At 72.6% G+C, this 25,282-nt stretch carries 22 protein-coding genes and 1 pseudogene; 7 read left to right on the forward strand and 16 right to left on the reverse strand.

Annotated features, from left to right (window positions below; translation table 11 throughout):
* Positions 1 to 193: 193 nt before the first annotated feature.
* Both CLT71_RS04700 and CLT71_RS04705 read right to left on the reverse strand, forming a co-directional pair.
* Positions 194 to 400: a ferredoxin gene (locus CLT71_RS04700; protein ID WP_101366024.1), complete on the reverse strand. Its 207-nt coding sequence runs from the start codon at positions 398 to 400 to the stop codon at positions 194 to 196.
* Positions 401 to 403: 3 nt separating this feature from the next.
* A complete protein-coding gene (locus tag CLT71_RS04705; protein ID WP_101371139.1) occupies positions 404 to 1,609 on the reverse strand; it encodes a cytochrome P450 in 1,206 nt (401 codons plus the stop codon).
* A gap of 198 nt (positions 1,610 to 1,807) precedes the next feature.
* Between CLT71_RS04705 and CLT71_RS04710 the strand changes: the two genes are divergently transcribed.
* On the forward strand, positions 1,808 to 2,488 hold the full coding sequence (locus CLT71_RS04710) for a GbsR/MarR family transcriptional regulator (RefSeq protein ID WP_486483054.1): 681 nt from the start codon (positions 1,808 to 1,810) through the stop codon (positions 2,486 to 2,488).
* A gap of 316 nt (positions 2,489 to 2,804) precedes the next feature.
* Here the strand turns inward: CLT71_RS04710 and CLT71_RS04715 are convergent, their stop codons facing one another.
* Positions 2,805 to 3,272 (reverse strand): VOC family protein, encoded by a 468-nt coding sequence (locus CLT71_RS04715; protein ID WP_101366026.1) that lies wholly within the window; start codon positions 3,270 to 3,272, stop codon positions 2,805 to 2,807.
* Positions 3,273 to 3,359: 87 nt separating this feature from the next.
* Here CLT71_RS04715 and CLT71_RS04720 point away from each other — a divergent pair, with 87 nt between their 5' ends.
* The gene (locus tag CLT71_RS04720) at positions 3,360 to 4,310 is read left to right on the forward strand and encodes a WYL domain-containing protein (RefSeq protein WP_101366027.1); all 951 of its coding nucleotides are present in this window, start codon (positions 3,360 to 3,362) and stop codon (positions 4,308 to 4,310) included.
* Between the two features lie 70 nt (positions 4,311 to 4,380).
* On the opposite strand, the gene CLT71_RS04725 is transcribed toward CLT71_RS04720, so the two are convergent.
* The gene (locus CLT71_RS04725; RefSeq protein ID WP_486483650.1) at positions 4,381 to 5,397 is read right to left on the reverse strand and encodes an endonuclease/exonuclease/phosphatase family protein; all 1,017 of its coding nucleotides are present in this window, start codon (positions 5,395 to 5,397) and stop codon (positions 4,381 to 4,383) included.
* A gap of 183 nt (positions 5,398 to 5,580) precedes the next feature.
* Complete coding sequence (locus CLT71_RS04730) at positions 5,581 to 7,995, reverse strand: PEP/pyruvate-binding domain-containing protein (protein WP_101366028.1); 2,415 nt, start codon at positions 7,993 to 7,995, stop codon at positions 5,581 to 5,583.
* Positions 7,996 to 8,103: 108 nt separating this feature from the next.
* Between CLT71_RS04730 and CLT71_RS04735 the strand changes: the two genes are divergently transcribed.
* Positions 8,104 to 8,754 carry a TetR family transcriptional regulator C-terminal domain-containing protein gene (locus CLT71_RS04735; protein WP_101366029.1) on the forward strand — a complete coding sequence of 217 codons (651 nt, stop codon included), beginning with the start codon at positions 8,104 to 8,106 and terminating at the stop codon, positions 8,752 to 8,754.
* A 60-nt stretch (positions 8,755 to 8,814) separates the two neighbouring features.
* Here CLT71_RS04735 and CLT71_RS04740 read toward each other — a convergent pair whose 3' ends face one another.
* Positions 8,815 to 9,525 (reverse strand): class I SAM-dependent methyltransferase, encoded by a 711-nt coding sequence (locus CLT71_RS04740; RefSeq protein ID WP_101366030.1) that lies wholly within the window; start codon positions 9,523 to 9,525, stop codon positions 8,815 to 8,817.
* Between the two features lie 238 nt (positions 9,526 to 9,763).
* Between CLT71_RS04740 and CLT71_RS04745 the strand changes: the two genes are divergently transcribed.
* From CLT71_RS04745 to CLT71_RS04755, 3 genes are all read left to right on the forward strand, one after another.
* A complete protein-coding gene (locus CLT71_RS04745) occupies positions 9,764 to 10,648 on the forward strand; it encodes a CE1 family esterase (RefSeq protein WP_486483055.1) in 885 nt (294 codons plus the stop codon).
* Positions 10,649 to 10,722: 74 nt separating this feature from the next.
* Complete coding sequence (locus tag CLT71_RS04750) at positions 10,723 to 11,880, forward strand: hypothetical protein (protein ID WP_101366031.1); 1,158 nt, start codon at positions 10,723 to 10,725, stop codon at positions 11,878 to 11,880.
* Between the two features lie 231 nt (positions 11,881 to 12,111).
* Positions 12,112 to 12,453: an RNA polymerase-binding protein RbpA gene (locus CLT71_RS04755; protein WP_101366032.1), complete on the forward strand. Its 342-nt coding sequence runs from the start codon at positions 12,112 to 12,114 to the stop codon at positions 12,451 to 12,453.
* A gap of 118 nt (positions 12,454 to 12,571) precedes the next feature.
* Here the strand turns inward: CLT71_RS04755 and CLT71_RS04760 are convergent, their stop codons facing one another.
* The 9 genes and pseudogenes from CLT71_RS04760 to kdd all read right to left on the reverse strand — a co-directional run bounded on the left by CLT71_RS04760 (position 12,572) and on the right by kdd (position 23,217).
* The gene (locus tag CLT71_RS04760) at positions 12,572 to 13,111 is read right to left on the reverse strand and encodes an FxsA family protein (protein WP_101366033.1); all 540 of its coding nucleotides are present in this window, start codon (positions 13,109 to 13,111) and stop codon (positions 12,572 to 12,574) included.
* 60 nt (positions 13,112 to 13,171) lie between these two features.
* A complete protein-coding gene (locus CLT71_RS04765; RefSeq protein ID WP_486483056.1) occupies positions 13,172 to 13,981 on the reverse strand; it encodes a polyprenol monophosphomannose synthase in 810 nt (269 codons plus the stop codon).
* Positions 13,978 to 15,546, reverse strand: a complete 1,569-nt coding sequence (gene lnt / locus CLT71_RS04770; protein ID WP_101371142.1) for an apolipoprotein N-acyltransferase — start codon at positions 15,544 to 15,546, stop codon at positions 13,978 to 13,980. Before lnt ends, CLT71_RS04765 begins: the two co-directional genes overlap by 4 nt.
* Positions 15,547 to 16,292: 746 nt before the next feature.
* Positions 16,293 to 17,636: a glutamate mutase L gene (locus tag CLT71_RS04775; protein ID WP_101366035.1), complete on the reverse strand. Its 1,344-nt coding sequence runs from the start codon at positions 17,634 to 17,636 to the stop codon at positions 16,293 to 16,295.
* Between the two features lie 2 nt (positions 17,637 to 17,638).
* Complete coding sequence (gene kal / locus CLT71_RS04780; protein WP_101366036.1) at positions 17,639 to 18,085, reverse strand: 3-aminobutyryl-CoA ammonia lyase; 447 nt, start codon at positions 18,083 to 18,085, stop codon at positions 17,639 to 17,641.
* A 119-nt stretch (positions 18,086 to 18,204) separates the two neighbouring features.
* Positions 18,205 to 18,933 (reverse strand): annotated as a pseudogene (gene kamE, locus CLT71_RS04785) (lysine 5,6-aminomutase subunit beta); the annotation flags it as partial.
* Entirely contained in the window at positions 18,930 to 20,534 is a 1,605-nt protein-coding gene (gene kamD, locus CLT71_RS04790; protein ID WP_101366037.1) for a lysine 5,6-aminomutase subunit alpha, read from the reverse strand. The gene kamD and the pseudogene kamE, both read right to left, overlap by 4 nt.
* 21 nt (positions 20,535 to 20,555) lie before the next feature.
* Complete coding sequence (locus CLT71_RS04795; protein WP_101366038.1) at positions 20,556 to 22,154, reverse strand: amidohydrolase; 1,599 nt, start codon at positions 22,152 to 22,154, stop codon at positions 20,556 to 20,558.
* Positions 22,155 to 22,158: 4 nt separating this feature from the next.
* A complete protein-coding gene (gene kdd / locus CLT71_RS04800; RefSeq protein WP_486483057.1) occupies positions 22,159 to 23,217 on the reverse strand; it encodes an MDR/zinc-dependent alcohol dehydrogenase-like family protein in 1,059 nt (352 codons plus the stop codon).
* A gap of 255 nt (positions 23,218 to 23,472) precedes the next feature.
* Here kdd and CLT71_RS04805 point away from each other — a divergent pair, with 255 nt between their 5' ends.
* Positions 23,473 to 24,900 carry a lysine 2,3-aminomutase gene (locus tag CLT71_RS04805; RefSeq protein WP_101366039.1) on the forward strand — a complete coding sequence of 476 codons (1,428 nt, stop codon included), beginning with the start codon at positions 23,473 to 23,475 and terminating at the stop codon, positions 24,898 to 24,900.
* A 14-nt stretch (positions 24,901 to 24,914) separates the two neighbouring features.
* Here the strand turns inward: CLT71_RS04805 and CLT71_RS04810 are convergent, their stop codons facing one another.
* A complete protein-coding gene (locus tag CLT71_RS04810) occupies positions 24,915 to 25,109 on the reverse strand; it encodes a CsbD family protein (RefSeq protein WP_101366040.1) in 195 nt (64 codons plus the stop codon).
* Between the last annotated feature and the right edge of the window lie 173 nt (positions 25,110 to 25,282).

Here is a 25,282-nt window from a genome sequence, read left to right on the forward strand (position 1 = left end):
AGATCCGGGGCCAGATCGGCATCGGCTCAACGCCGACCTGGCCGCTCCGGCCGAGTTTCTGGCCGACGCCCCGAACACCAGCCTGCCGGCCGAGTTCATGACTCCGGCGTACGCGCTGTTCCAGTGGCTGTCCTACACCGAAGGTAAGGGCCTCGACCTGGTCACCTTCTACGCCTAGCCACGGGTCACCCTGTCAGGCTCGGCGGTCATCCGACAGGGCGATCGCCGCGGCAGGGCACAGCCCGACCGCCTCGCGTACCGACCGCCAGGTCCGCGCGGGCGGCTCGGATCGCAGTACGACCACCTTGCCGTCGTACTCGCCCTGGTCGAAGACCTCGTCGGCCGTCAACACGCACATGCCGGAGCCGATGCAGCGTTCGGTGTCCACCGTGATCCTCATCGGTCACGCGTCCCAGGTGACCGGGAGGCTCTTCACTCCGTAGATGTCCGCGGTCTCCGGGCGCAGGGCGACCTTTTCGGGCGGTACGGCGAGGCGCAGCGTGCGGAACCGGTTGACCAGCGCGGGAAACGCGACCCGCATCTCGACCCGGGCCAACTGCTGACCCAGGCACTGGTGGATGCCGTGTCCGAAGGCCAGGTGCCCACCCTCCTGCCGGCCCAGGTCGAGCACGTCCGGCTCGGTGAAACGCGCGGGGTCACGGTTTGCCGTGTGGTACGACAGGATCACCGGAGAACCGGCCCGGACGACCTCGCCGCCCACCTCCACGTCCTCCAGTGCCGTCCGCATGAACGTCTTGGCGACGGTGAGGTACCGCAGCAGTTCCTCCACGGCCCGGTCGGCGAGCGCGGGATCGGCGCGCAGCGCGGCGAGCTGCTCCGGGTTGCTCAGCAGCGCGAAGGTGCCCAGGGACAGCATGTTCGCGGTGGTGTCGAGCCCGGCTGCCAGCAGGAGCAGGGCGATCCCCCGCAGCTCCTCGTCGGTCAGGTCGCTGTCGGTGAGGTCGCTGAGCAGGTCGTCGGTGGGGTTGGCGCGCTTGGCGGCCACCAGGCCGGCGAGGTAGCCCTGGGTGGCGGTGTAGGCGGCGATCAGCTCCTCGTCGCTCGTCTCCCCGTTCATGAACGAGTCGACCTGCTCCTGGAAGGATCCCCGATCCTGGTACGGCACCCCGAGCAGTTCACAGATCATGATGGCCGGGATGGGTCTGGCGAACGCGGCCACCAGATCCGTCGGCGGCCCGGCCTTCTCCATGGCGTCCAGGTGCTCGGCGGTGATCTGCTCGACGCGCTCGGTGAGCAGGCGCATCCGCCGTACGGTGAACCTGCCCATCAGCGGTTTGCGGTAGCGGCTGTGCTGGGGCTCGTCCATCAGCAGGAACTCGCCTGGCGGCGCCGGGGGGATCTGGATGTCCCCGTAGTCGATTGTCGGATGGAGCATGAGTTCCTTGCGTGAGCTGAACCGGGGGTCGGCGAGAACCGACCTGACCAGCTCGTATCCGGTGATAAGCCAGCCGGGCTTGCCGCCGGGGAAGGTGTAGCGGCTGATCGGGCCGTGCCGGCGGGCCTCGACCAGCTCTGCCGGCGGGTCGAAGGGGCAGCCGGGTTGGCGGGCCGTCGGCATCGTCGTGACGGCGTACGGAGACTGCCCCATGACCATTCCTCATCTCGCGACAGTACGTGTTCGGTGATAGATGAAAGCTACGTTGCGTTCAGCAAAATCGTCAATTTGCGAACGACGTTTTCCCTGCTAGACAACGGTAAATTGATGCAATCACGCTGAGGTCGAATGCAACGGAGCGTTGCAATGAATGTCGGCGAAGGCAATACTGGCGGCATGCCGGGAGGACGGTTGACCGAACGGGAGCGTCAGCGCATCGCGGCCGGACTCGCCGACGGGCTCTCCTACGCCGAGATCGCGAGGCGACTCGACCGGCCCACCTCGACGGTCAGTCGGGAGGTCGGTCGCAACGGCGGCCCCGCCAGCTACCGGCCACAGCAGGCGCATCGGGCGACCGCCCAGCGGGCCCGGCGTGGCACACCGGAGCATCCGCGCTCGGCCGGAGCACCGTTCGGGACGGCGGGAGCGGAGATAATCGAACTGGCGGTCCGGACCGGGTTGCCCAGGATGACGGCGCTGGTACACATGGACCTGCTGCTCGCCGAGGACGGCAGACGTACCGCCGCCGAGCTGACCCGCCGGTTGAAGGTCAGCCCCGCCTCCGTCTCGGTGGCCGTGAACTACCTCGTCCAACACGGCTACGCCAGGCGCGAGCGCGATCCGCAGGGGCGTCGTGACGTCTACGTGGTCGACGACGAGCTCTGGTACAACTCGGTCGTGATCGGTACTCGACACACCCTCGAAGCGGCGCGGGCCGCGACGGCGGCGGCGGAGTGGGCTGGGCTGGACACCCCGGTGGGGCAGCGACTGGCCAGGGCGGGCGCCTTCCTGGAGCGGGTCAGCCTGGACACGATCGAGTCGGCCGACCGCTGGCGCGCACTGCTGACCGGCCCGCCGCCGTCGAGTCGCTGAGGGTGCCAGGAAGCGCCCGCCGCCCATGATCTTGGCCTGGCCTATGTGAGATCTAGGCTGTGGCCATGGATCTCGGCGGCTATCCGTGGACTACCTGATCCTGCCCGGCGGCGAGGCGGAGGCGATTCTGATCGCGGCGCTCGACGGGCACAGACCGGTCCCTCCACCGCAGAGCAGCTGACCCGGCGCATGCTCGGAAACCGCCCGGCGGACGTGACAGCACCCACCAACCGCGGCTGCGTGGACTGAGCCGGTCGGCCTCCGCCGGGTCCGACGGCATTCGCCGGACCCGGCCGGCTCAGTCACCGTGCCGCCGTCACCGCTCGCCGGACCGCTTCTCCGAGTCGTCGGCCCGCTCATCCGGGTCGCCGGCTGGCGTCCGCGAGCGGAGAACCTCCAGGTAGTGCTCGTTCTCCATCACGCCGAGGATGTTGCCGAACGGGTCGACGACCGACGCGGTGACATATCCGGGGCCGCGAACGACCGGCTTCTCGTGCAGCGTGGCGCCGAGCGACAGCAGGTGGTCGAGGCTGGCCTGCACGTCGTCGACGTACCAGTAGACGACCGTGCCGCCGATTCGCTCGGAGCGGCCGTGCGGGGAGTACCGGCTGTCGATGATGCCGAGTTCGTGCTGGTAGTCGCCGAAGCGGAACTCGACGTACGCCGGGGGCCCTTCGACCGGGCGCACGAAGTACGCCTCGGTGCCGAGCAGTTTCGCGTACCAGTCTTGGGCGGCGGGGAGGTCGTCGGCGAAGAAGCTGACGGTGGTGAGGCCACGCAACATGGTTTCTTTCCTTCCGATCGGGTGTTGATTCCATCCTCCGACCTGAAGTGCTCACCAATTGAGCACTTTTCCCGGCAGACTGCGGGGATGCGTGCCGACCGTCTCGTCGCCGTCCTCCTGCTGATGCAGTCCCGAGGCCGGGTGACCGCCGCCGAACTGGCCGAGGAGTTGGAGATATCCGTCGCCACCGCCCGCCGTGACCTGGCGGCGCTGGGCGCTGCCGGCGTACCCGTCTATCCGCAGCCCGGCCGCAACGGCGGCTGGTCGCTGGTCGGTGGGGCCCGCACCGACCTCACCGGGCTCTCCGCACCGGAGGCGCGGGCGCTGTTCCTGCTCGTCGGTCCGGCCGCAGCCGCCTCCGACGAGGCCCGCGCCGCGCTGCGCAAGCTCGTCCGGGCACTGCCGCAGACCTTCCGGGCCGAGGCGGAGGCGGCGGCGAGCGCCACGATCGTCGACTCGACCCGGTGGAGCGGCCGGGACCGGCCTCGCCCGGAACTGGTCGATCTGCTCCAGGCAGCCGTGATCCGCCGCCGCAAGGTCCGGCTGCGCTACGTCGGCGGGGACCGGAAACCCACCGAACGCCTGGTCGACCCGTGGGGACTCGTCGACAAGGACGACGTCTGGTATCTGCTCGCCGGCACCGAGCGCGGGCAGCGGACCTTCCGGGTCGACCGGATCGTCGAAGCGGAGCCGACCGAGCAGCCCGCCGAACGCCCGGACGACTTCACCCTCGACGCCGCCTGGCGGACGGTGGTCGGTGAGGTGGAGCAACGCCGGTCGCGGACCTGGGCGACGGTACTCGTCGAGCCCCGCTACCTGCCGGTGCTGCGCGACCAGTTCGGCCGGCACTGCAGTCCCGACGGCGAGCGGGCCGATGGGCTGGCCCGGGTCCGGCTCGGCGCGCCCACCCCGTTGGACATCGCCCGCCACCTGGCCGGCTGGGGCGCCCTGGTCGAGGTGCTCGAACCACAGTCGGTCCGGGACGAACTCGCCCGGATCGGCGCCGAACTCGTTGCCGGCTACTCCGCCGGAGACTGACCTTTGCATCGCCGGTCCCCGCGACCGTCACCGGCCCGACCCGACCCGACCCGACCGGGCGCACCGTCCCTCACCTGTCGAGGCGGGCGGCGATCGGCAGGTGGTCGCTGCCGGTGGCCGGCAGCGACCACAGCTCCGTGACGGTCGCCGAGCGGGCCATCACCTGATCGATCCGGGCGACCGGCAGCACCGTCGGCCAACTGAACGGGAAGGCCGTGCCGGTCGACGGCAGCAGATCCCGGACCGGTGCCAGTCCCCGGTCGTGCACGGTGCTGTTGAGGTCGCCGAGCAGGATCACCGTCGCCAGTGGTTCGGCGCCGATCGCGCCGGCCAGCAGCCGGGCACTCTCGTCGCGTGGGGCGGTGCCGAACCCGTCGGGCACGCCGAGGCGTACCGACGGCAGGTGCGCCACGTAGACGGCGACGTCGCCGCCGGGCAGCCGTACGGTGGCCCGCAGTCCCCGGTTCCAGTCCGGGCCGAACGCGGCCGGCCTGATGTCCAGCGGCCGGTCGTCCACCAGCGGATGCCGCGACCAGAGCCCGACCGTGCCGTGCACCGAACGGTACGGATAGTCCCGGCCCAGCACCGCCGCATACGTCGACAGCGCCGGCTCGGTCAGTTCCTGCATCCCGATCAGGTCCGGTCGGTCCCGGGCCAATGCCTCGGCGGTGCCCGCCGGATCCGGGTTGGTGTCGCTGACGTTGTGCTGGACCACAGTGATGTCCCCGCCCGACGTTGCCGCGCCGGCCGCAGTCCCGCCCGTGGTTGCCGCGCCGGCCGTGGCCCCACTCAGGAGCGCCGGGCCGAAGAGTCCGAGCCAGACGGTGCCGGGCAACAGCAGCGCGACCAGCGCGGTGGCCGAACGGCGCACCACGGCCAGCACCAGCAGCACCGGCACGGCGACACCGAGCCACGGCAGGAAGGTCTCCACCAGGCTGCCCAGCCGACCGATCCGGTTGGGCAGCAGGGCGTGACCGGCCAGCAGGAGGCAGACCACCAGCGCCAGCGCCGCGAGCAGCCGACCCCGTCGCCAGGTCGACCGGCCGCGCCCGTCGACTCCCCACCGCCGCCACCACGGCCGACGCAGGGCCGTCGGCCGGCCGTTCACGGTTTCCGACTGCGACTGGCCGTCCACGGTTGTCGGCTGGTCGTCCACAGTCGACCCCTCCCATCCGGCCTCCGAGCCGGTACGTGCCGGACGGCGACCTCACGGGACGTGGGGTTCGCCGAGGCGTGGTCCTCCCGGGCCGCCGGGTGGACTGCCGATCGCCTACCGTTCCCGGTCCACCGTCACCGTGCCGGCGGCACCGTCGACGGTGATCATGTGACCGGTTCTGATCGTAGCCGTGGCGCCGAGGACGCAGATGACGGCGGGGATGCCGTACTCGCGGGCCACCGTCGGGCCGTGCGCCATCGGTGCGCCGGTCTCGGTCACCAGTCCCCCGGCGGTCAGGAACAGCGGCGTCCAGCCGGGATCGGTGGTCGGGGCGACGAGGATCTCGCCGGGCTCCACATGCGCGGTCGCCGGATCGTGCACCACCCGGGCCGGGCCGGTGACCGTGCCCGGGGCCGCTCCGACGCCGCGCAACGCGCCGGGGGCGGCGGTGGCCGGGGCGAGTACCGCCTCCACGTCGGTACCGTCGGAGAGCACCGCGACCGGTACGTGCCGACGGCGCAACTCCCGCCGGTACGTCGCCCGCCGGTCGGCGACCAGATCCCGCTGGTCCACCGCGTCGCGTACGGCGACCCGTGCCTCGGCGAGGGTGAGGAACATGATGTCGTCGGCGTGCTCCAGCAGCCCACCGTCGGCCAGTTCCGCGCCGACGAGCAACAGTTGCCGGCGGCTCTCCCGCAGCGGATACAGCCCGGCGAACTTGCCCGACTCGCGCAGCCCGGCCAGCATCCGAGCCCGGCGCAGCAGGAACCCGGCGATCCGGCCCCGGACGGGTCGACGGCGCCGGGCCCGTACGACGAGTTCGGCGAGTCGCGCCTCGGCTTCGGCTGCCGCCCGGGCGAACCGCCGGTCGGGAGCCTGCTCGGGATCGGTGACCCGCAGGTAGTTCGCGATCGAGGCGAAGACCGGGGTCGGGTCCTCGGCCCAGCGGGGTACCCCGAGGTCGACCTCGGCGGCGGCCCGGTGCCCGTACGCGTCGAGGAACGCCGACAGTCCGATCTCCGGCAGGGTGCCGGCGAGGTAGCGGGCGGCGAGTTCCTCCGGCGGTGTGGTCAGGAGCAGGTCGCGGTGCGGGTGGGCCCGCTGGGCGAGCCGCCACAGCGCCAGGTCCATCTCGATCGTGACGTTGTGCGGCATGCCGCCGAGCACGGTGTGGATCTCGGCCTGGCTGGCGATCCCCTTGAGCAGTCCGGGCGGCAGGGCGGTGGCGAGGATGCCGGCGACGATCGGCCAGACGATCCGGTCGTACCGGGTGCTGTGGTCCTGCGCCTCGACGTGGTCGAGCCGTTCGGTGGCGGTGTCCAGCCCTCCGGCTGCGGCTGCGGCCCGCTGCCGGAGCTGGTCGATCTCGGCGAAGAGCCGGCGCCGGGCCGCTTCGGGCCGGGCCAGCGCGGCCACGATCCCGGCGACCGCCCGGGGTGCGGTGCGCAGCGCCGGGCCGAGCCCGCCGCCCGAGCCGGACCGGCGGACGGGCGCGGGCGCGAACCGGGGGTCGGTGAGGATCTGCTCGACCACCGCCTGGGCGCGCGGACCGAAGTCCACCGACATCAGCTTCACCAGCCGGCTGCGGGTCCTCGGGTCGCGGACCAGGTCGGTCAGGTCGCCGTAGAGGCGTCCGCCGATGTCGACGATCTCGGCCCTGATGCCGAACGAGTTGAGCATGCCGACCAGGAGCACCCGCAACGCCGACATTCCCATCGGGGTGACCGGGCGGAGCATTCCCTGCACGTGCCCGAACTCCAGGTAGATCCGGGGCTGCGGCCGGTCCGTCGGCGGCGGCAGCGGAAAGAGCGTGGTGATCGGCCGGGACTGGAGCAGCCACAGCGTGCCGTCGGCGTCGATCGCCCACTCGATGTCCTGCGGTACGCCGAAGTGCGCCTGGATCCGCTCGCCGGCCCGGTGCAACTCGGCGAGCTGGTCGGAGCTGAGGCAGCCGTGGGCGTCGTAGCGGCTGCCGTCGAGGACGTGGTGGTCGGCCGGGGCGGTGCCGTCGACCACGGCGCTGCCGAGCCCGGGGGCGGCGTCGACCACCATCTCGGTGCGGGAGCCGGTGAGCGGGTTGGCGGTGAACAGCACTCCGGCGACCGCGGGGTCGACCATGCGCTGCACCACCACCGCCATCCGGACGGTACGCCCGTCGATGTCGTTGGCCTCCCGGTAGGCGACGGCCCGCTCGCCGTGCAGCGAACTCCAGCACTTGGCGATGGCGTCGTGCAGCGCGTCGAGGCCGGTGACGCCGAGGAAGGTCTCCTGTTGGCCGGCGAAGCTCGCGTGCGGCAGGTCCTCGGCGGTGGCGCTGGACCGGACCGCGACCGGCCCGCCGCCGAGTGCCCGGTACGCCGCCGCCACCTCCGACTCGGGGATGACGCCCCGTTCGTGGGCGGCGGTGGTGAGACAGAACCCGTCCGGCACCCGCTCCCCGAGTTTGATCAGCTCGCCGAGCCCGGCGGCCTTGCCACCGACCAGTTCCACCATGCCGGCAGACGTCTCGGCCAACGTGATCAGCTGCATCCCGGGCTCCTCCCCACCTTTTCAATACGACCGCAATGTAATCTCCTCGCCGACGGCATGCCAATACGACTGCAATGTAAAGCGGTGCGGTGCCAGTACAGTGATCGGGTGCCCAGGAGAGCCGACCACGTCGCCCGCCGCCGGCAGCTGGCCGACGCCCTGATGCGACTCGCCGCCACCCAGGGGCTGGAGGCGGTAAGCCTCCGGCACGTGGCGGCCGAGGCGGGGGTCTCCACCGGCATGGTGCAGCACTACTTCCGCACCAAGGACGAGATGATGACCTTCGCCCTCGACATGGTGATGCGGGACGCGCAGCAGCGGATCACCGCCGAGGCGACCGCCGCCGGCCGGGTCCTCTCCCCCGCCGAACTCGTCCGGACGCTGATGGTCCAGATCCTGCCGCTGGACGAACCGCGACGGCTGGAGGGGCACGTCACCCTCGCCTTCCTCGCCTACGCCGCGGTGAAACCGGCGATCGCCGAAGGGCTGCGCGACAGTTCCGGCCAGATGCGGAGCTTCCTCGCCGACCAGATCCGGGCCGTGCAGGAGACCAGCCGTACGGCCGCCCGCGTCGACCCGACACAGGCGGCCACCGCCCTGCTGGCCATGGTCGACGGGCTCGGCATCCACGTCCTCGGCGGGCACTACTCCGGTGCCGAGGCCGTCGCCGCCCTCGACGCCCACCTCGGGCTGCTCTTCGGCACCACGCCGGCCGCTTCCGGCGACAACCCGACCGATCCGCCCGCCGGCACCGGGTGACCCGGACACCGGATCGGCAACCGCCGGGGCGTCAGGCTCGGCAACCGCCGGGAGGGCGGGTCAGGTGCGGACGCAGACGTAGCTGGCGTAGGTGGCCGGGTCGCGGCTCGCCGTCGACTCGACGATCCGGAAGCCGGCCCTGACCAGCATCGGTTCGAGCAGCCAACTGAAGGTGCTGTGCTCGGTGCGGATGTGCGTGGCGTACTCCTGCCGGGTCCAGCCGTCGGCGGTCGACTCGGCCGCCCCGGCCAGCCAGGTCTCGAACTGCTCCGCCACCTGCGTCGGCTCGAAGCTGTAGACCAGGTCACGCAGCAGCAGGACCCCGCCCGGGCGCAGCAGCCCGGCGATCCGGGTCAGCGCGACCGCCTTCCAGAAGTCCGGTAGCTGGTGCAGCGCGTGCCGGCTGTAGACGATGTCGGCCGGCGGTCCCTGGTGGGTGTAGCTGAGGAATCCGGCGCGGACCACCTCGACGTTGTCCAGCCCGGCCCGCTCGGCGCCGGCCCGCAACCCGGCCAGCATCGCCGCCGAGACGTCCACCGCCACCACCCGCCGGCACAGCGGTGCGGCGGCCAGGGCGACCCGACCGGTACCGGCGCCGAGGTCGACCAGGGTCGTGTCGGCGTCCAGCCCATGCTGGCGCAACAGCTCCAGGTCGGCCTGCGGATCGTGTCCGGCCTTGCGGTCGTACCCGTCGACGTACGCCGGGTCGAGGTGCTCCGGTCCGGCGTGTGCCAGCTCGTCGAGCCACCAGTCGGGGTGCTGCCCGCTCATCGATCTCCTTCACCGTTACCGGCCCAGGATCTGCTTACCGGGATGTCGCACCGGGCCCGGGCCGACGGCCAGTATCGCCGCTGCCGTCGGGTCGGGCACCGCATTTACCGGCGTCGGCGGCAGCACCGGAACCGGTGCCGTTGTAGACGCCATTTGGGCGTATACGGAGGCTTGACCCGATGCAGACCCAATCCGAGGATGGGTGCCCGATCACAGGAGGGCGCCGAAAATGCGACGGGTGGCAGCGGGGTTCGTGTCGTTGGCTCTGCTGGCCGGAGCCGCTGCGTGCGGAGGCGGCGAGCCGGCAACCACCAGCCCGTCGGCCAGTCCGTCCGCCGGGGCGGTGCCGGGGCCGGGGCAGCACGAGTTGACGCTGGACCATGGCGGGGCCACCCGCAGATACCGGGTACACGCACCGCCGGGCTACCGCTCGGACCAGCCGACGCCGCTGGTGATCGCCCTGCACCAGTACCCCGGCAGCGGCCAGGGCCTGAGCCGGCTGATCGGCCTGGACGAGGTGGCCGCACGGGACAACTTCCTGGTCGCCTACCCGGACGGCGTCAACCGCGGCTTCAACGCGCTGATCTGCTGCGGCACGGCGGATGACGTCGGCTTCCTGGCGGCGCTGACCGAGCATCTGGTCGGCACCTGGCGGGTCGACCCGGACCGGGTCTACCTGACCGGCATCTCCAACGGCGGCGACCTGAGCTTCCGAGCCGCGGTGGAGGCCACCGGACGGTTCGCCGCGATCGGCGTGGTCAGCGGCGGGTTCATCGGCGAGCGGGCGGCCGCGGCCGACTACGCGCCCAAGAGCCCGGTCTCGGTGATCACGTTCATCGGCGGGCGGGACGGGTACGCCGACGACTTCACATCCGGGATTCGGTCCTGGCAGGAACGGCTGCGGTGCCGCCCGGTGCGGCCGGCACCGGCCCCACCCGCCCAGTCGATCTCGCTGGCCCGGGCACGGTGCGCCGATGGCAGCGACGTCGAGGTCTACGTGTTGACCGAGATGGGACATTCCTGGCCCGGGGTGCGGACCGGCGACATCGCGGCGCCGGACGTCGGGATCATGGCTACCGAGCTGATCTGGGAGTTCTTCGCCGCGCATCCCCGGCGACGCTGACCCGCCGCCCCGGGGCGCCGGCTGTCGTGACGGCACGCTGCGCCGCCGTCCGACCGCACTAGACTTCCCCGGCGATGGACGAGCAGACCCACACCCCGCAGCCGCCGGCCGAAACCCGGCCCTGTGCCCACTGTGGACGCCCCGTACCGCAGCGGGCGGCGGCGGGCCGGCCGTTCCGGTACTGCCGCGACAACGACGGCGCCTGCCAGCGGGCCTCCCGCAACCAGCGGATGCGGCACCGCAACGCACCGGGGCTGGCCGGCCAGGTGGCCCGCACCTGGGAGGTCGTCGACCGGCTCGACCAGGTCACCGAGGCGCTCGCCGAGGCACTGCACGCCGAACTCTCCCCCGCCGGGGTGGAACGCCGGCTCGCCGAGGTGCGGGCCGAGGCGGCCAGCCAGATCGCGGCGGCGCAGACCGAACGGGACGAGGCGCGCCGGGACGCCGAGACGGCGGCGGTCACCCTGCACCAGGCCCAGCAGGCGGCCAGCACCGCGGTCGCCGAACGGGCCGCCGCCCGGGCCGAACAGGAGCAGGCCGCGCAGACCGCCGAGCGGGCCCGCGCCGAGGCCACCGCCGCGCTCGCCGCCCGGGACGCCGCCCAGCAGGCCGCCAGCGCCGCCACCGCGCTGCGTACCCAGGCCGAGCAGGACCGCGACGCGGCCCGCCGGGAGCTGCGGGCGGTGCGCACCGAGGCCGACGCCGACCGACGACGGCTTGCCGAACTGACCCGGGAACTGGCCGAGGCGACCCGGGACCGTGACTCGGCCCGGACCGAGTCGGAGCGGGCGACCAGGTCGGCCGCCGAAGCGCTCGGCCAGGCGGAACGCTTCCGGGCCGCGGCCACCGAGGCCCGGACCGCCGCCGAACGGGCGGCCGAGGAGGCGGCCCGGTTCCGCGCCGAGGCCGAACGGGCGGCGACCGACGCCGTCGAGGCCCGCGCCACCGCCGCCACCGCAGCGGCCGACCTGGAACGGACCCGCGCCGACCTGCGGGCCGCCCGGGACGCCGCCGCCACCGCCGAGGCCCGGCTCGACGCGCTGACGGTACGCCTGTCAGCGGCGCAAGCCGACCGGGACGCCGCCCGGGAGCGGGCTGCCCAGCTCTCCACCCAGGTCAGCGACCTCGCCGCCGCGCTGGCCGGACTCAGCGCCCGGGCCGCCGCCGACACCTCGACGGGCCGCCCGGTAGCCGCCGCAGCCCAACCCGCAGGGCCAGCACCCGAGCCGTGACCGTCGGTAACCGTCGCCGCTGCGGTCCAGCCGGACCGGCCGATCGGAGCAAGGCGACATATCCCGGCAAACCAGCACCGGCAGCGGTGATCCCGATCACCTGCGCGGAGATCCGGCTACGCTCGGAGCGTTTGACCACTTGTACGTTTCTGCCGGCGGCGGGAATCGCCCACCCGGCACCTGTCGTTACACCGATAAGAACCAGCATCACGACCGAGGGGAAAGCCGATCATGGGCGAGCGCATGCTGCGCGGGAGCCGTCTGGGAGCAGTCAGCTACGAGTCCGACCGCAACACCGAGCTTGCCCCGCGACAGACCCGAGAGTACCTCTGCGCCAAGGGCCACCAGTTCGAGGTGCCCTTCGCCGTCGATGCCGAAGTGCCGATGACCTGGGAATGCAAGTTCGACGGCAGCGTCGCCCGGCTGGTCGACGGCAGCGAGCCGGAGCAGAAGAAGGCCAAGCCGCCACGTACCCACTGGGACATGCTGCTGGAGCGCCGCTCGATCGCCGAACTGGAGAGCATCCTCGCCGAGCGGCTCGAAGAGGTCCGGACCCGGCGCGGCCGGGCCTGACCGGCGCAACAACAGCACACTCAACCGCCCCCACGGTCACACCGTGGGGGCGGTTTCCGTCTGCGGACGACTTCCTTGGCGGCCGGTGACCCCGCCCTCGCCACGGCGGGGCGACGGGTCAGGGCCGGCGCGGCTCCACGATCTCGCCCTCGATCGCCCCACCCGGGGCGACCGGCGGCGGCGTCGGCGTACTCTCGGCGGGCCCCGGCCCGGCACCGTCCGGGCGCGGCTGGCCCCGCCGGACCCGGACCCGACGCGGCCCGAACAGGTCCCCGGCGACCTGGGCGGAGACCCGCCGCTCGGCCACCCGCTGCACCTGCCCCCGCACCAGTTGACGCAGCACCGGCATCATCAACAGCAACCCGGTCACCCCGGTGAGCAGCCCGGGAATCGCCAGCAGCAGCCCTGCGAGCAGCCCGACCAGCCCGTCGCTGACCTCCCGACCAGGCGGCCGGCCAGCCTCGACAGCGGCCCGCAGCCCCCGCCAGGCCCGCATCCCCTCCCGGCGCAACAGGGCCAGCCCCAGCAGCGAGGCGGCGAGCACCAGCAGGATCGCCCAGCCGTATCCGATCCACCGCCCGAGCAGCACGAAGACCGCGACCTCCACGATCCCGGTCAGCAGCAGTGCCAGCGGTACGAACCTCAGCCCTCGGCGCATCTCACCCCATCCGGAAGTCGGACCCACAACGCCCGTACGTCCAGCATGACACGCCCCCGGTCACGGCCAGCGCAGCCGATGATCCCCGGTACCGTCCCGGCGCGCCCCCCGACCCGACACCGGTCCCCGGTCCCCCACCGACCAGAGCGTGACCCGCCACAACGCCTCGCCGATGATCACGGGACTCATCTTGCTCGCCCCCCGCTCCCGCTCGGCGAACGTGATCGGCACCTCCACCGTACGCAGCCCGGCCCGGTGCGCCCGCCAGGAGAGCTCCACCTGGAACGAGTACCCCTGCGAGGCGACCGAGTCGAGGTCGAGGCGGGCCAGCGCCGGCACCCGGTACACCCGGAAACCGCCGGTGGCGTCCGACAGCGGCATCCCCAACGCCACCCGGGTGTAGAGGTTGCCGCCCCGGGACAGCAGCTGCCGGTGCCACGGCCAGTTCACCACCTGACCGCCCGACGTCCAGCGGGACCCGATCACCACGTCCGCGTCCCGGGCCGCGTCCAGCAGCCGGGGCAGTTCCTCCGGGGCGTGCGAACCGTCGGCGTCCATCTCCACCACGGCGTCGTAGCCCTGCTCGGCCGCGAGGGTGAACCCCGCCACGTACGCCGCACCCAGCCCCTGCTTACCGGGCCGGTGCAGCACGTGCACCCGGGAGTCGGCCCGCGCCATCCGATCCGCGATCTCCCCGGTCCCGTCCGGGCTGTTGTCGTCGACGACCAGGATCTCCACCGACGGCACCGCCCGGTGCACCCGGTCGACGATCACCCCGATGTTGTCGGCCTCGTTGTAGGTGGGCACCACCACCAGCACCCGGCCCACCCCCGGATAGCCGCCCCCGTGCTCCCCCGTCGACTCATTCACCGCTCCTCCGCATCCGCCGGGTCGCCGGCCGTCGCCGTACCGACCCCGGGAAGCGGACGCCGACGGGTCAGCATCGCGGCGGCGAGCGCCGCGGCAGCCATGGCCAGCAGCGCCACCTCCGGCCAGAGGCCGACCCGGGTGGCGACCGTACGGGTCTCCCCGAGGTGCATCTGCCGGGTCACCACCGCCCTGGTGTTGAACCCGGTCGCCCCGGTTACCCGCCCGTCGGCCCCGACGAACCCGGAAACACCTACCGTCGAGGCCATCAACGCCTCCCGGCCGTGCTCCACCGCCCGCAGCCGCACCATCGCCAACTGCTGCTCGGCCTCCGCGACGTTGAACGTGGCGTTGTTGGTCTGCACCACCAGCACCTGCGCCCCACCGGTCACGGTGTCCCGCACCACCTCGTCGTAAGCGACCTCGAAACAGATCACGTCACCGAGCGTCACCCCGCCGACCCGCAGCACCCCCGGCTCGGTACCGGCGACGAAGTCGTTGCGTACCCGGTCCACCTCCTTGCTGACCAGCCGGGCGATGTCCCGCAACGGCACGTACTCGGCGAACGGCACCGGATGCCGCTTGATGTACATCTGCGAGGTGTCCTGGCCGGTACCCGGCAACCACACCAGCCCCGCGTTGCGCACCTGCCCCTCGCCCGGGCCGAGCAGCACCGCGCCGACCAGGATCGGCGCCCCGACCGCGTCCGCCGCCTCCGAGATCCGCCGCCCCGCCGACGGGTTGCGGGTCGGGTCGACATCGCTGGAGTTCTCCGGCCAGACCACCAGATCGGGCTGCTCCGCCTCGCCGGCCGCGACCTGGCGGCCCAGCTCGATGGTGGCCTCGACGTGGTTGTCCAGCACCGCCTGCCGCTGGGCGTTGAAGTCGAGCCCCATCCGCGGCACGTTGCCCTGCACGATCGCCACCTGGGCGGTGTCGGAACCGACCCCGGCCAGCGGCACCAGCAGCCCACCCGCGAGCAGCGCCGCCGCCCCGGCGACGAAGCCGGCCCCGCGCAGCCACCCGGCCGCCGGCAACGCCCGCCACGGCCGCCACACCGCCACCACCAGCAGCCCGCCGGCCACCGCCACCACGAAGGTGACCAGCGGGGCACCGCCGTACGCGGCCAGCCGCAACGTCGGCGAGTCACCCTGGCTGAACCCGAGCCGCCCCCACGGGAACCCGCCGAACGGCGTACGGTCCCGCAGCGCCTCCTGCGCCACCCACAGCACCCCGGTGACCAGCGGCCACGACCAGCGGAACCGGTCCACCAGCGGACCGGTGAACGCCAACGCCAACCCCAGCAGCCCCAGATAGGCCGCCTGCAACCCGGACAACAGCAGCCACGGCACGTTGCCGGTGTAGAGGTTCGTCCAGCTCAGCATCGGCAGGAACAGCGCCAGCCCGGCCAGGGTGCCGAGGCCGAACCCGGCCCGCAACCGGCGCCGGTGTACGGCCACCGACAGCAGCGCCACCCCGACCGGCGCCAGCCACCACACCCCGTACGGCGGGAACGCCAGCAGCAGCACCAGCCCGGCACCGACCGCGGCCGGCAGCGCCAACCACATCGGCAGGGGTGCCGCGGCCGGCTCGGCGGGCCGGTCCCCACCCTCGGCAGTCTCCGGCGGCTCGGCCGTCACCACTGTCACGCGCGCCTCACGTCTTCTCGAACGCCACCGGCCCCGACGCCGGTGCGACCCACCCGCGGAAGGCTACCGGCCCGGCCGCCCCGGACCACAGCCGTGCTCGCCACGGTCCTCCGCCAGGCCGGGAGAACGACGACGCCAAGCCGGGAGAACGACGTTCGGAAGCGGCCCGAAACATGAGGGCTGGACGAAAATCGGGGCGCGGCCGACAGGCCACGCCCCGATGCTCCCAGGCCCTCCCCGGCCGGTGTGGTAGGGCACCGCGACACGACCTTCGGACCGACCGGACGTGAACTGGCTGTTCCCGTCGGGCCGTTGTCTACTGGCCGCCCGCAAAACCCTGCCCGAACACCGGTAACCGCAGCCGGTTCGCGCCGCCCCGCCGACCCCCGCCCGCTGGACCTGGCCGTTGCGACGACACGAACACATGCCGCTCGGCCAGCGGACGAAGGGACGAAGCGAACAACAGCCACTTCCCGTTGTAGGACTCAAAGACGGTACGTGGTCACCCCCGGGCACTGTCAACCGCCCCCCGGCCAGTCGTGCCGTTCGATGCGGCGTGTCGGATCCGGCACGCCGCAGCACCGCCGGTTCGTCTCCCGTTCCCCCGCCGGACACCGCCCGGCCGGCCAGCCGCCGCGCCCGGGTCCCCGGCTCATCCCGCCGGCTCAGCCGGACAGCAGGTGCCGGCGTAGCAGCCCGACCGCGGCCGCCGGATGCGGCTGCGCCAACAGCCCCGCCGCCGCCAGCACGTACCTGGCGTCGACCACCGTACGAGCCGCCCGGGGCAGCGCCCAACCACCGGCATGGTCGGTCGACACCCCGCCGAGCAGCCCCGCCCCGTCCACCGGCCCGGCATGCCGCAGCACCCCACCGGAGCCGACCAGCAGCCGCACGTCCCGCAGGTCCCGCCCCGGCTGCCCCGACACCCCACCGCCCCGGGCATGCCGGCGTACCGCCACCACGGCGGCCAGCGCCGCGATCCGCCGCTCCGCCACCCGCTCCGGTGCACCTACCACCAACCGGCCCGGTTCGGCCGCCAGCGTCGCCGCCACCGCCGTCAACGGCCCCTCCTCGTCCGGGGACAGCAGCCGCTCGGCCACCGCCGCCCGCACCACCCCCGGCGCGCTCCACCGCACCCCCAGATCCCCCTCGACGGTCCGGGACCGCCACAGCGTCCCCGCCGCCGGTCGCCCCGGCCCACCGGCCCGCTCGTCCGGCACCAGCACCGAATACACGTCGGTGGTCGCCCCGCCGACGTCGACCACCAGCAGATCCCCGCCCAGCGCGTCGGCGAGCGACTCCACCCCGGTCAACACCGCGTCCGGGGTCGCCGCCCGGACCAGCCGGGCGAACCGGGGACCCCGGGAGAGCCGCTTCCCGCCGATCACGTGCCGCAGGAACACCTCCCGGATCGCCGCCCGGGCCGGCCCCGCCGCCAGTACCCCGATCGACGGCAGCACGTTGGCCGCCACCGTCACCGGCACCCCCCGCCCGGCCAGCACCTCCCGGGCCTCCGGAGCCGCCACCGCGTTCCCGGCAACCACCACCGGCACCCGCCACCGGGCCCGGGCCAGCCGCCGCGCGTTCGCGGTCAACACCTCCGCGTCACCGCCGTCGGTCCCGCCGACCAGCAACACCACGTCCGGCCGGGCGGCCCGCAACGCCACCAACCCGGCCCCGTCGAGCCGGCCGGCACCCACGTGCACCACCCGGGCCCCGGCCGACAACCCGACCTGCTGCCCGGCCCGGGCCGTGACCAGCTCCTCGTAGCCGAGCACCGCCAGCCGCAGCCCACCACCGGCGGACGAGCAGACGAACCAGGGTGCGGAGCGGACACCGGACAGCCCGGCCGTCGCCTCGGCCACCGCCGCGTCCAGGCCGTGCAACACGTCGGTGCCGACAGTGGTCCGACCCGACGCCGAGGCCAGCAACGTGCCGTCGGCCAGGTCCACCACCGCCACCTTCGTCCAGGTGGAACCGACGTCGGCGCAGACCGCGTACGACGGCACCGCTACCGGGGCCCGCCGTCGGCCGTCGGCACCGGCTCGGCGGCACCGGCCGGCACCACCACCGTGCCGACCGCGGTCACCGCCACCAGCGGCGGATCGAGCACCTCGGCCGCCGACCCGCCCCGGTCCGGCCGCCCCCGACACACCACCCGGCACTCGAACTCGCAGGTGCGGCTGCGACTGCCGACCCGGGTCACCGTCGCCGACACCTCCAGCACGTCGCCGGCCCGGATCGGCGCCTGGAACCGGACGTCGGCGTAACCGGCGAACAACCCCTCGTCACCGTCGGTCCGGATGCATACCTCGGTCGCCACGTCACCGAACAACCCCAACGCGTACGCCCCGTCGACCAGGTTCCCGGCGTAGTGCGCGTGCGAGTACGGCACGTACCGGCGGTGCAGCACCGTCAGCCCCAGCCGCGGATCCGTCGCCCCGTCCCCTGCCGTCATCCGTGCACCCCTTCCGATCCCCGGCCCGCTGACCGATCCCGATCACCTCGTGCCGCATCTCCCGCTGCCGCCGTCACCCCGGCCGCCGCACCGTCCCGCCCAGCCGGGCCGGCGCCCACCACCAGCCGATGCACCAGATAACTCGCCACCTCGCCCGGCGTCGTCCCCCGGCCGAAGATCCGGTCCACCCCCAACTCCCCGGCCATCAACTCGTCGAACCGCGGACCACCGACCACCAGCAGCGGCCGCCGACCCGCCGGCATCGCCTCCCGGAACGCCGCCGACATCTCCCGGGTGTTGTGCAGGTGCGCATCCCGCTGCGTCACCACCTGCGACACCAACACCGCGTCCGCCCGCTCCGCCCGAGCCGCCGCCACCAGCTCCGGCACACTCACCTGGGCACCCAGGTTCGTCACCCGCAACTCCCGGTAGTACTCCAGGCCCTTCTCCCCGGCGATCCCCTTCACGTTCAGGATCGCGTCGATCCCGACCGTGTGCGCGTCGGTGCCGATGCACGCACCCACCACCGACAACTTGCGCCGCAGCCGCCGCCGGATCAGCGCGTTGACCTCCTTCGCCGACAACAACGGATAGTCCCGCTCCACCACCCGCACCGCCGACAGGTCCACCAGATGGTTCACCCGGCCGTAGACGACGAAGAAGGTGAAGCCGTCACCCACCTGCCGGCTGTGCACGAGCATCGCCGGATCCAGCCCCATCTTCGCCGCCAGTTGCAGCGCCGCCCCCTCGGCCCGCTTGTCGTGCGGCACCGGCAGGGTGAACGACACCTGCACCATCCCGTCACCAGTCGCGTCCCCGTACGGCCGCACCACCGGACCGGCGCTCACGAGCCCGCCTCCAGCAACTCGGTCGCCGGGTTGTAGTAGTCGTCGGCGTGCGCCGCCACCCCGGCCAGGCCACGACCCCGGTCCGCCGGCCGCTTCGTGATCCCGAACGTGCCGTCCGCGATCGCCGGCAACAACCCGCCGTCGACGATCCGCTCCAGCAACGACACCGCCTCACCCAGCACCGTCGCCGCCCGCCGCTGGATGAACCCACCCGGCGCCGGCACGAAATCCTCGTGCAACCCGCCAGCCGCGCCTAGGACGTACCGGACGTTGCGCAGGGCGATGTCCCGATCCGACAACCACGGCGTCACCACCGCCTCGGTCATCATCCCGACCAGCAGGATCCCCTGACCGGTCATCGTCCCCACCAGGTTGAAGAACCCGTCCAGCAGGTTGCCCCGGAACACGTCCCCGGTCATGTGCCGGGTCGGCGGCATCCACTTCAACGGCGCATCCGGAAACAACTCCCGGGCCAGCAGCGCGTGCGCCAACTCCAACCGGAACGACTCCGGCAGATCCGGATCGATCTCGAACGCGTGCCCCAGCCCCAACTGCGCGTCCGGCAGCCCCGCCTCGTGCGCGAAATACTCGTTGAGCAGCTGCGACACCGTCACCGTGTGCGCCTCGTCGACCGCGTCCGCCGTCGTCAGGTAGTTGTCCTCACCCGTGTTGATGATGATCCCCGCCCGGGCGTGCACCTGCCGGGAGAACCGCTGGTCCACGAAGGTACGCACCGGATTGATGTCCCGGAACAGGATCCCGTACATCGAGTCGTTGAGCATCATGTCCAGCCGCTCCAGGCCGGCCAGCACCGCCATCTCCGGCATGCACAACCCGGACGCGTAGTTGGTCAACCGGACGTACCGGCCCAACTCCCTCGACGACTCATCCAGCGCCGCCCGCATCAGCCGGAAGTTCTCCTGCGTCGCGTACGTACCCGCGAAACCCTCCCGGGTCGCCCCCTCCGGCACATAGTCCAGCAACGACTGCCCCGTCGACCGGATCACCGCGATCACGTCCGCACCCGCCCGCGCCGCCGCCTGCGCCTGCGGAATGTCCTCGTAGATGTCACCCGTCGCCACGATCAGATAGATCCACGGCCGCTGCGCCGGATCGCCGTGCCGACGTACCATCCGATCCCGCTCCGCCCGACGGCGGTCGATCCGGCGCAACCCGACGCCGACCGCCCGCCGCGCCGCCGCCCGGGCCGACCCCGCCGCCCGCCCCGACGGCACCTCGAACCGCACCGACCCGGCCGCCGCCTTCTGCGCCAGCAACGTCACCGCCGCCCCGACATCCCGAGCCGGCGGCGCCGCACCCAACTCCCGGCGCAGCGCGTCGAACACCGGCAACGCCACCCCGTGCGCCAGCCCCACCTCCGCGACCACCGCGTCGACCAGCCGGTTCACCCACGGAATCCCATCCGGATCCGCACCCGTCACCCCGGCCAGCCGCAACACCGCCCGCTCCACCGACACCGTCGTGTGGCCACGGGCCAACTCCACCACCGGCTGCCCCGCCAGCCGGGCCAACTCCCGGGCCCGACCCACCAGCACCGGATCCAACGCCAGCTTGCCGCCCGACCCGCTACCCGACGTCATCGCCCGACCCCCACCATCCCGTCACGACGCGTCCTCCCCGTCGTAGATCACCGCACCGCGTAGCACCGTCCACCGACACGACGGCAACGGCGTCGGATCCTCCGGCCCCCGCTCCTCCGGATTCGCCGACACCAACACCGGCAAGCCACCGTCCACCCCGGCCGGCGTCGACCAGACCGCGAACGTGGCCGCCGCCCCCGGCACCAGCACCCCCTCGGTCAACCGTGGATCCCGGCCACCCGCACCCGCCGGCACCGCCCGCCAACCACCCCGGGTGTGCGCCGCGAACGCCGCCCGCACACTCAACCGCTGCGCCGGATTGAAATGCGCCACCGCCGCCCGCACCGAACCCCACGGATCGAGCGGCGTCACCGGCGAATCCGAACCGAACGCCAGCGTCACCCCCACCCCGTGCATCGCACCCATCGGATTCGACTCCAGCGACCGCCGCACACCCAACCGCGACGCGTACATCCGCTCCTCGCCACCCCACAACCGGTCGAACGCCGGCTGCATGCTCGCCACGATCCCGTACTCGACGAAACCGGCGATCAACCGCTTGTTCATGATCTCGGCATGCTCGACGCGGTGCCGGGCCGCCCGCAACCGCTCCACCCCGAGCACCTGCGCCGCACCCGCGAACCCGGAGAGCACCGTGTCGACCGCCGCGTCCCCGATCGCGTGGAAACCGCCCTGCACCCCGTGCGCCGCACAGTCCAACAGATGATCCCGAACCTGCTCCGCAGTCAGATAGCCGTGCCCGCACGCCCCCGGCTCACCGTCGTCGTACGGCACCGACAGGTACGCCGTACGCGCACCCAGCGCACCGTCGGCGAACAGGTCACCACCGGCACCCACCGCACCGAGCTGGCGGGCCCGCTCCGCCCCCATCAGCTCGCCCCAGTAGCCGTACACCTCCGGACCGTCGACACCGGACAGTGCCAGCACGGCGGTGAAGTCCGCCTCGCTGGAGATCTCCGGCCCACCACACTCGTGCACCGCCGCGATCCCCAACGACGCCGCCCGACGCAACGCCACCCGCTGCGCCGCCCGCCGCTGCGCCTCGGTCACCGAACCCAACGCCAACTCCCGCACCACGTGGTGGGCATCCCGGCGCAACCAGCCCGACGCGTCGTACCCCGGCACCCCGGCCACCTCCGGCACCGCCGCCAGCAGCGCCGACGAGCAGAGCGCCGAATGGATCGACGCCTGGGACAGGTACACCCGCCGGCCACCGGCCGCCCGATCCAACTCCGCCGCCGCCGGCACCCGCCGGTCCGACCAGCCCGACTCGTCCCAGCCGTGCCCCAACACCACCGCGTCGGCCGGCAGCCCCGCCGCGAACCCGGCCACCGCCGCACAGACCTCCGCCGCCGACCGCGCCCCGGACAGGTCCAGCCCGGACAGCGCCAACCCGGTGTCGGTGGCGTGCACGTGCGCGTCCACGAACGCGGGGGTCACCAGCGCGCCGTCCAACTCCACCACCCGGTCGGCGGCCGGAGCGTCGGCGTCGACACCCAGCCAGTCGATCCGGCCGTCCCGGACCAGCAGCGCGGTCGCCCGCGGATCGGCCGGACAGTACAACCGGCCGCCACGGTAGAGAGTCGAGGGGTTCGTCATGGCATCAGTCTGCCGCGAGCCGGTCCGTGAACAGCGCCCGCACTCCGGGCACCGTACGCAGCAACGACAGCGCGTACTCGGCATGCCCCGGCAGGTAACCGTTGCCGATCAGCATCGTCACGTCCGCCGCCAGCCCCTCCGCACCGAGCGCCGCCGAGGCGAAACTCGTCGCCATCGAGAAGAAGATCACCGTCCCGCCGTCGGCGGTGGCCAGGATCGCCCCGTGCTCGCAACCCGGCACGTCGACACAGACCACCGTGACGTCCGCCGGCCCACCCAGCGCACCCGTCACCGCCGCCGCCAACGCCACCGGATCCCGGGCATCGGCCAGCACCACCTCGTCGGCGAGCCCGGCGGCGACCAGCCGGTCTCGCTCGGTGGGTACCGGCACCACGCCGACGGTCCGGGCGGCCCCGGCCTGCCGGGCGGCGGCCAGGGCCAGCGAACCGCTCTTGCCCGCCCCGCCGAGCACCGCCACCCGGGGCGCCGAATGGCCGCGCACCGTCCGGGCGGTAAGCGCCGGCGCGCCGCAGACGTCGAAGACCGCCAGGCTCAGCCGGGGATCGAGGTCGTCCGGGAGTACCGCCACGATCGAGCGGGCGAACAGGATCGCGTACCCCGCACACGGCACCTGCTCGGAGCGGCCGTCCCAGCCGGCGAGGTCGTCGGTGACGACCAGCGGGGTCAGGGTCAGCGAGACCAGCGTCGCCACCCGGTCGCCCGGCTTGACCGGCAACGGTGACTCCGGACCCACCTCGTCGACCGTGCCGACAAGCATCCCGCCGGAACCCGTGACCGGGTTGTGCATCTTGCCCCGGGTACGGATGATCTCCAGCACCTCGGCCCGGACCGCCCCTCCGTCCCCGCCGTGCTTCTCCGACAACTGCCGGAAGCTCGCCGCGTCCAGGTTCAGCCGTTCGACCCGGACCCGGACCTCGTCGGCGGCGATCTCACTGCGGGCATCGAGCCGGTACGCCGCCTGCGGCAGCACCCCGGACGGTTCGAGTACCCGGCGCAGCCCGACCGCCGAGGTGACCGCCGCACCTTCCGATGTCGCCTTCACACCGCCTCCTCCTCCCGACCGCCGCCTCCAGCGGGCCATCACTCAGACGCCCCCAGCGGGCATCGCCGCGTCACTCCCTGTCGGCGATCCGTCAGATCCGTCAAGGACCCGTCAGCGCTTCAGGGATCCTTTAGGGCTGCCGGAGACAGGAAAACTTACGGCAGGATATTTCCTAGACGGGAAATCTTCCAGTAGCGTTCGAGATCGAGGCCACCCGGCCGAAGCCGACCGGCACCCGAAACTGGAGGAGGCGCCATGACCCAGGTCGAACCGGCAACCGCCGTGCTCGCCCCCCGCAACCCCAGCGGCCCGGCGCCGACCGAGGCACCACGCGCCGGCCAGCCCTACGAATACCGCCGCCGCACCCTCGTCGAACCCGACTGGACCCGCTTCCCGGGCTGGCGCCAGGTCACCCGGGAACAGTGGGAATCCGCCCAGTGGCAGCGCGCCAACTGCGTCAAGAACGTCAAGCAGCTCCGCGCCGTACTCGGCGACACCGTCGACGACGACTGCTACGCCGACCTCACCACCGACCAGGCCACCCAGGCCACCATGTCGATGCTGGTGCCACCGCAGATGCTCAACACGATGGTGCCGGACGGACCGATCAGCACCGACACCTTCCGGGCCGACCCGATCCGCCGCTACATGCTGCCGCTCGCCACCGACCGGCGCACCGACTGGCCCTCCCACCCGTACGCCACCCGCGACTCGCTGCACGAACACGACATGTGGGTAGCCGAGGGCCTCACCCACCGCTACCCGACCAAGGTCCTCGCCGAACTGCTCTCCACCTGCCCCCAGTACTGCGGGCACTGCACCCGGATGGACCTCGTCGGCAACTCCACCCCCACCGTCGACAAGCTCCGGCTGCGCCTCAAGCCCGTCGACCGGTACGACGCGCACATCGCGTACCTGCGCGCCCATCCCGGCGTCCGCGACGTGGTGGTCTCCGGCGGCGACGTCGCCAACGTGCCGTGGCGAAACCTCGAGTCGTACCTGATGCGGCTACTGGAGATCGAGACCATCCGGGACATCCGGCTCGCCACGAAGGCACTCGCCGGACTCCCCCAGCACTGGCTCCAGCCGGAGGTGGTGGAGGGACTCGAACGGGTCGCCCGGACCGCCGCCCGGCGCGGCGTCAACCTCGCCATCCACACCCACGTCAACCACGTCCAGTCGCTCACCCCGCTGGTCGCCCGGGCCGCCCAGACGGCACTGGAGGTCGGCGTCCGCGACGTACGCAACCAGGGCGTACTGATGCGCGGCGTCAACGCGACCGCCGCCGACCTGCTCGACCTCTGCTTCACGCTCCAGGGGGAAGCGGGAATCCTGCCGTACTACTTCTACATGTGCGACATGATCCCGAACGCCGAACACTGGCGGGTGCCGGTCTGGCACGCCCAGCGGCTCCAGCACGACATGATGGGCTACCTGCCCGGCTACGCCACTCCACGGATCGTCTGCGACGTGCCGTTCGTCGGCAAGCGCTGGGTGCACATGGTCACCGAGTACGACCGCGAACGCGGCATCTCGTACTGGACCAAGAACTACCGTACGTCGATCGAGTCGGACGATATCGCGGCGTTGGACCGGCGGTACGCGTACTACGACCCGATCGACACCCTGCCCGAGGCCGGCCGGGCCTGGTGGGCCCGGCACGGCACTCAGACCGATCACTGAGGTCGGACGACCCGTCAACGGTCGAACGTGTCCTTGGCGTTGCGGCCGGCTTCCTTGGCGTTGGAGCCGGCCTGCTTCGCCTTGGCCCGCATCTGCTCGGAGGCGCCCTCGCCGCGCATCTGCTCGTTGTCGGTGCGGTCGCCCATTCGTTCCTTGGCGGCGCCCTTCAACTCCTCGGCCTTGTGGCGCATCTTGTCCATGGCACTCATGTCGCACTCCTCACCTCGATGGCTCCGCTCGCGCGGCTGGCCGATAGCTGAGTTGCCCGACAGACCAGCCGTGAAACCTACCTAATCGCCCCAGAAGCCAGAAATCTCGACAAACCCGAAGGGCCCTTGCCCCTCGGCGTCTTCTCGGGTCCGGCCTTGCCCGGTGGCACACA

It is taken from the genome of Plantactinospora sp. CNZ320, assembly GCF_002846275.1.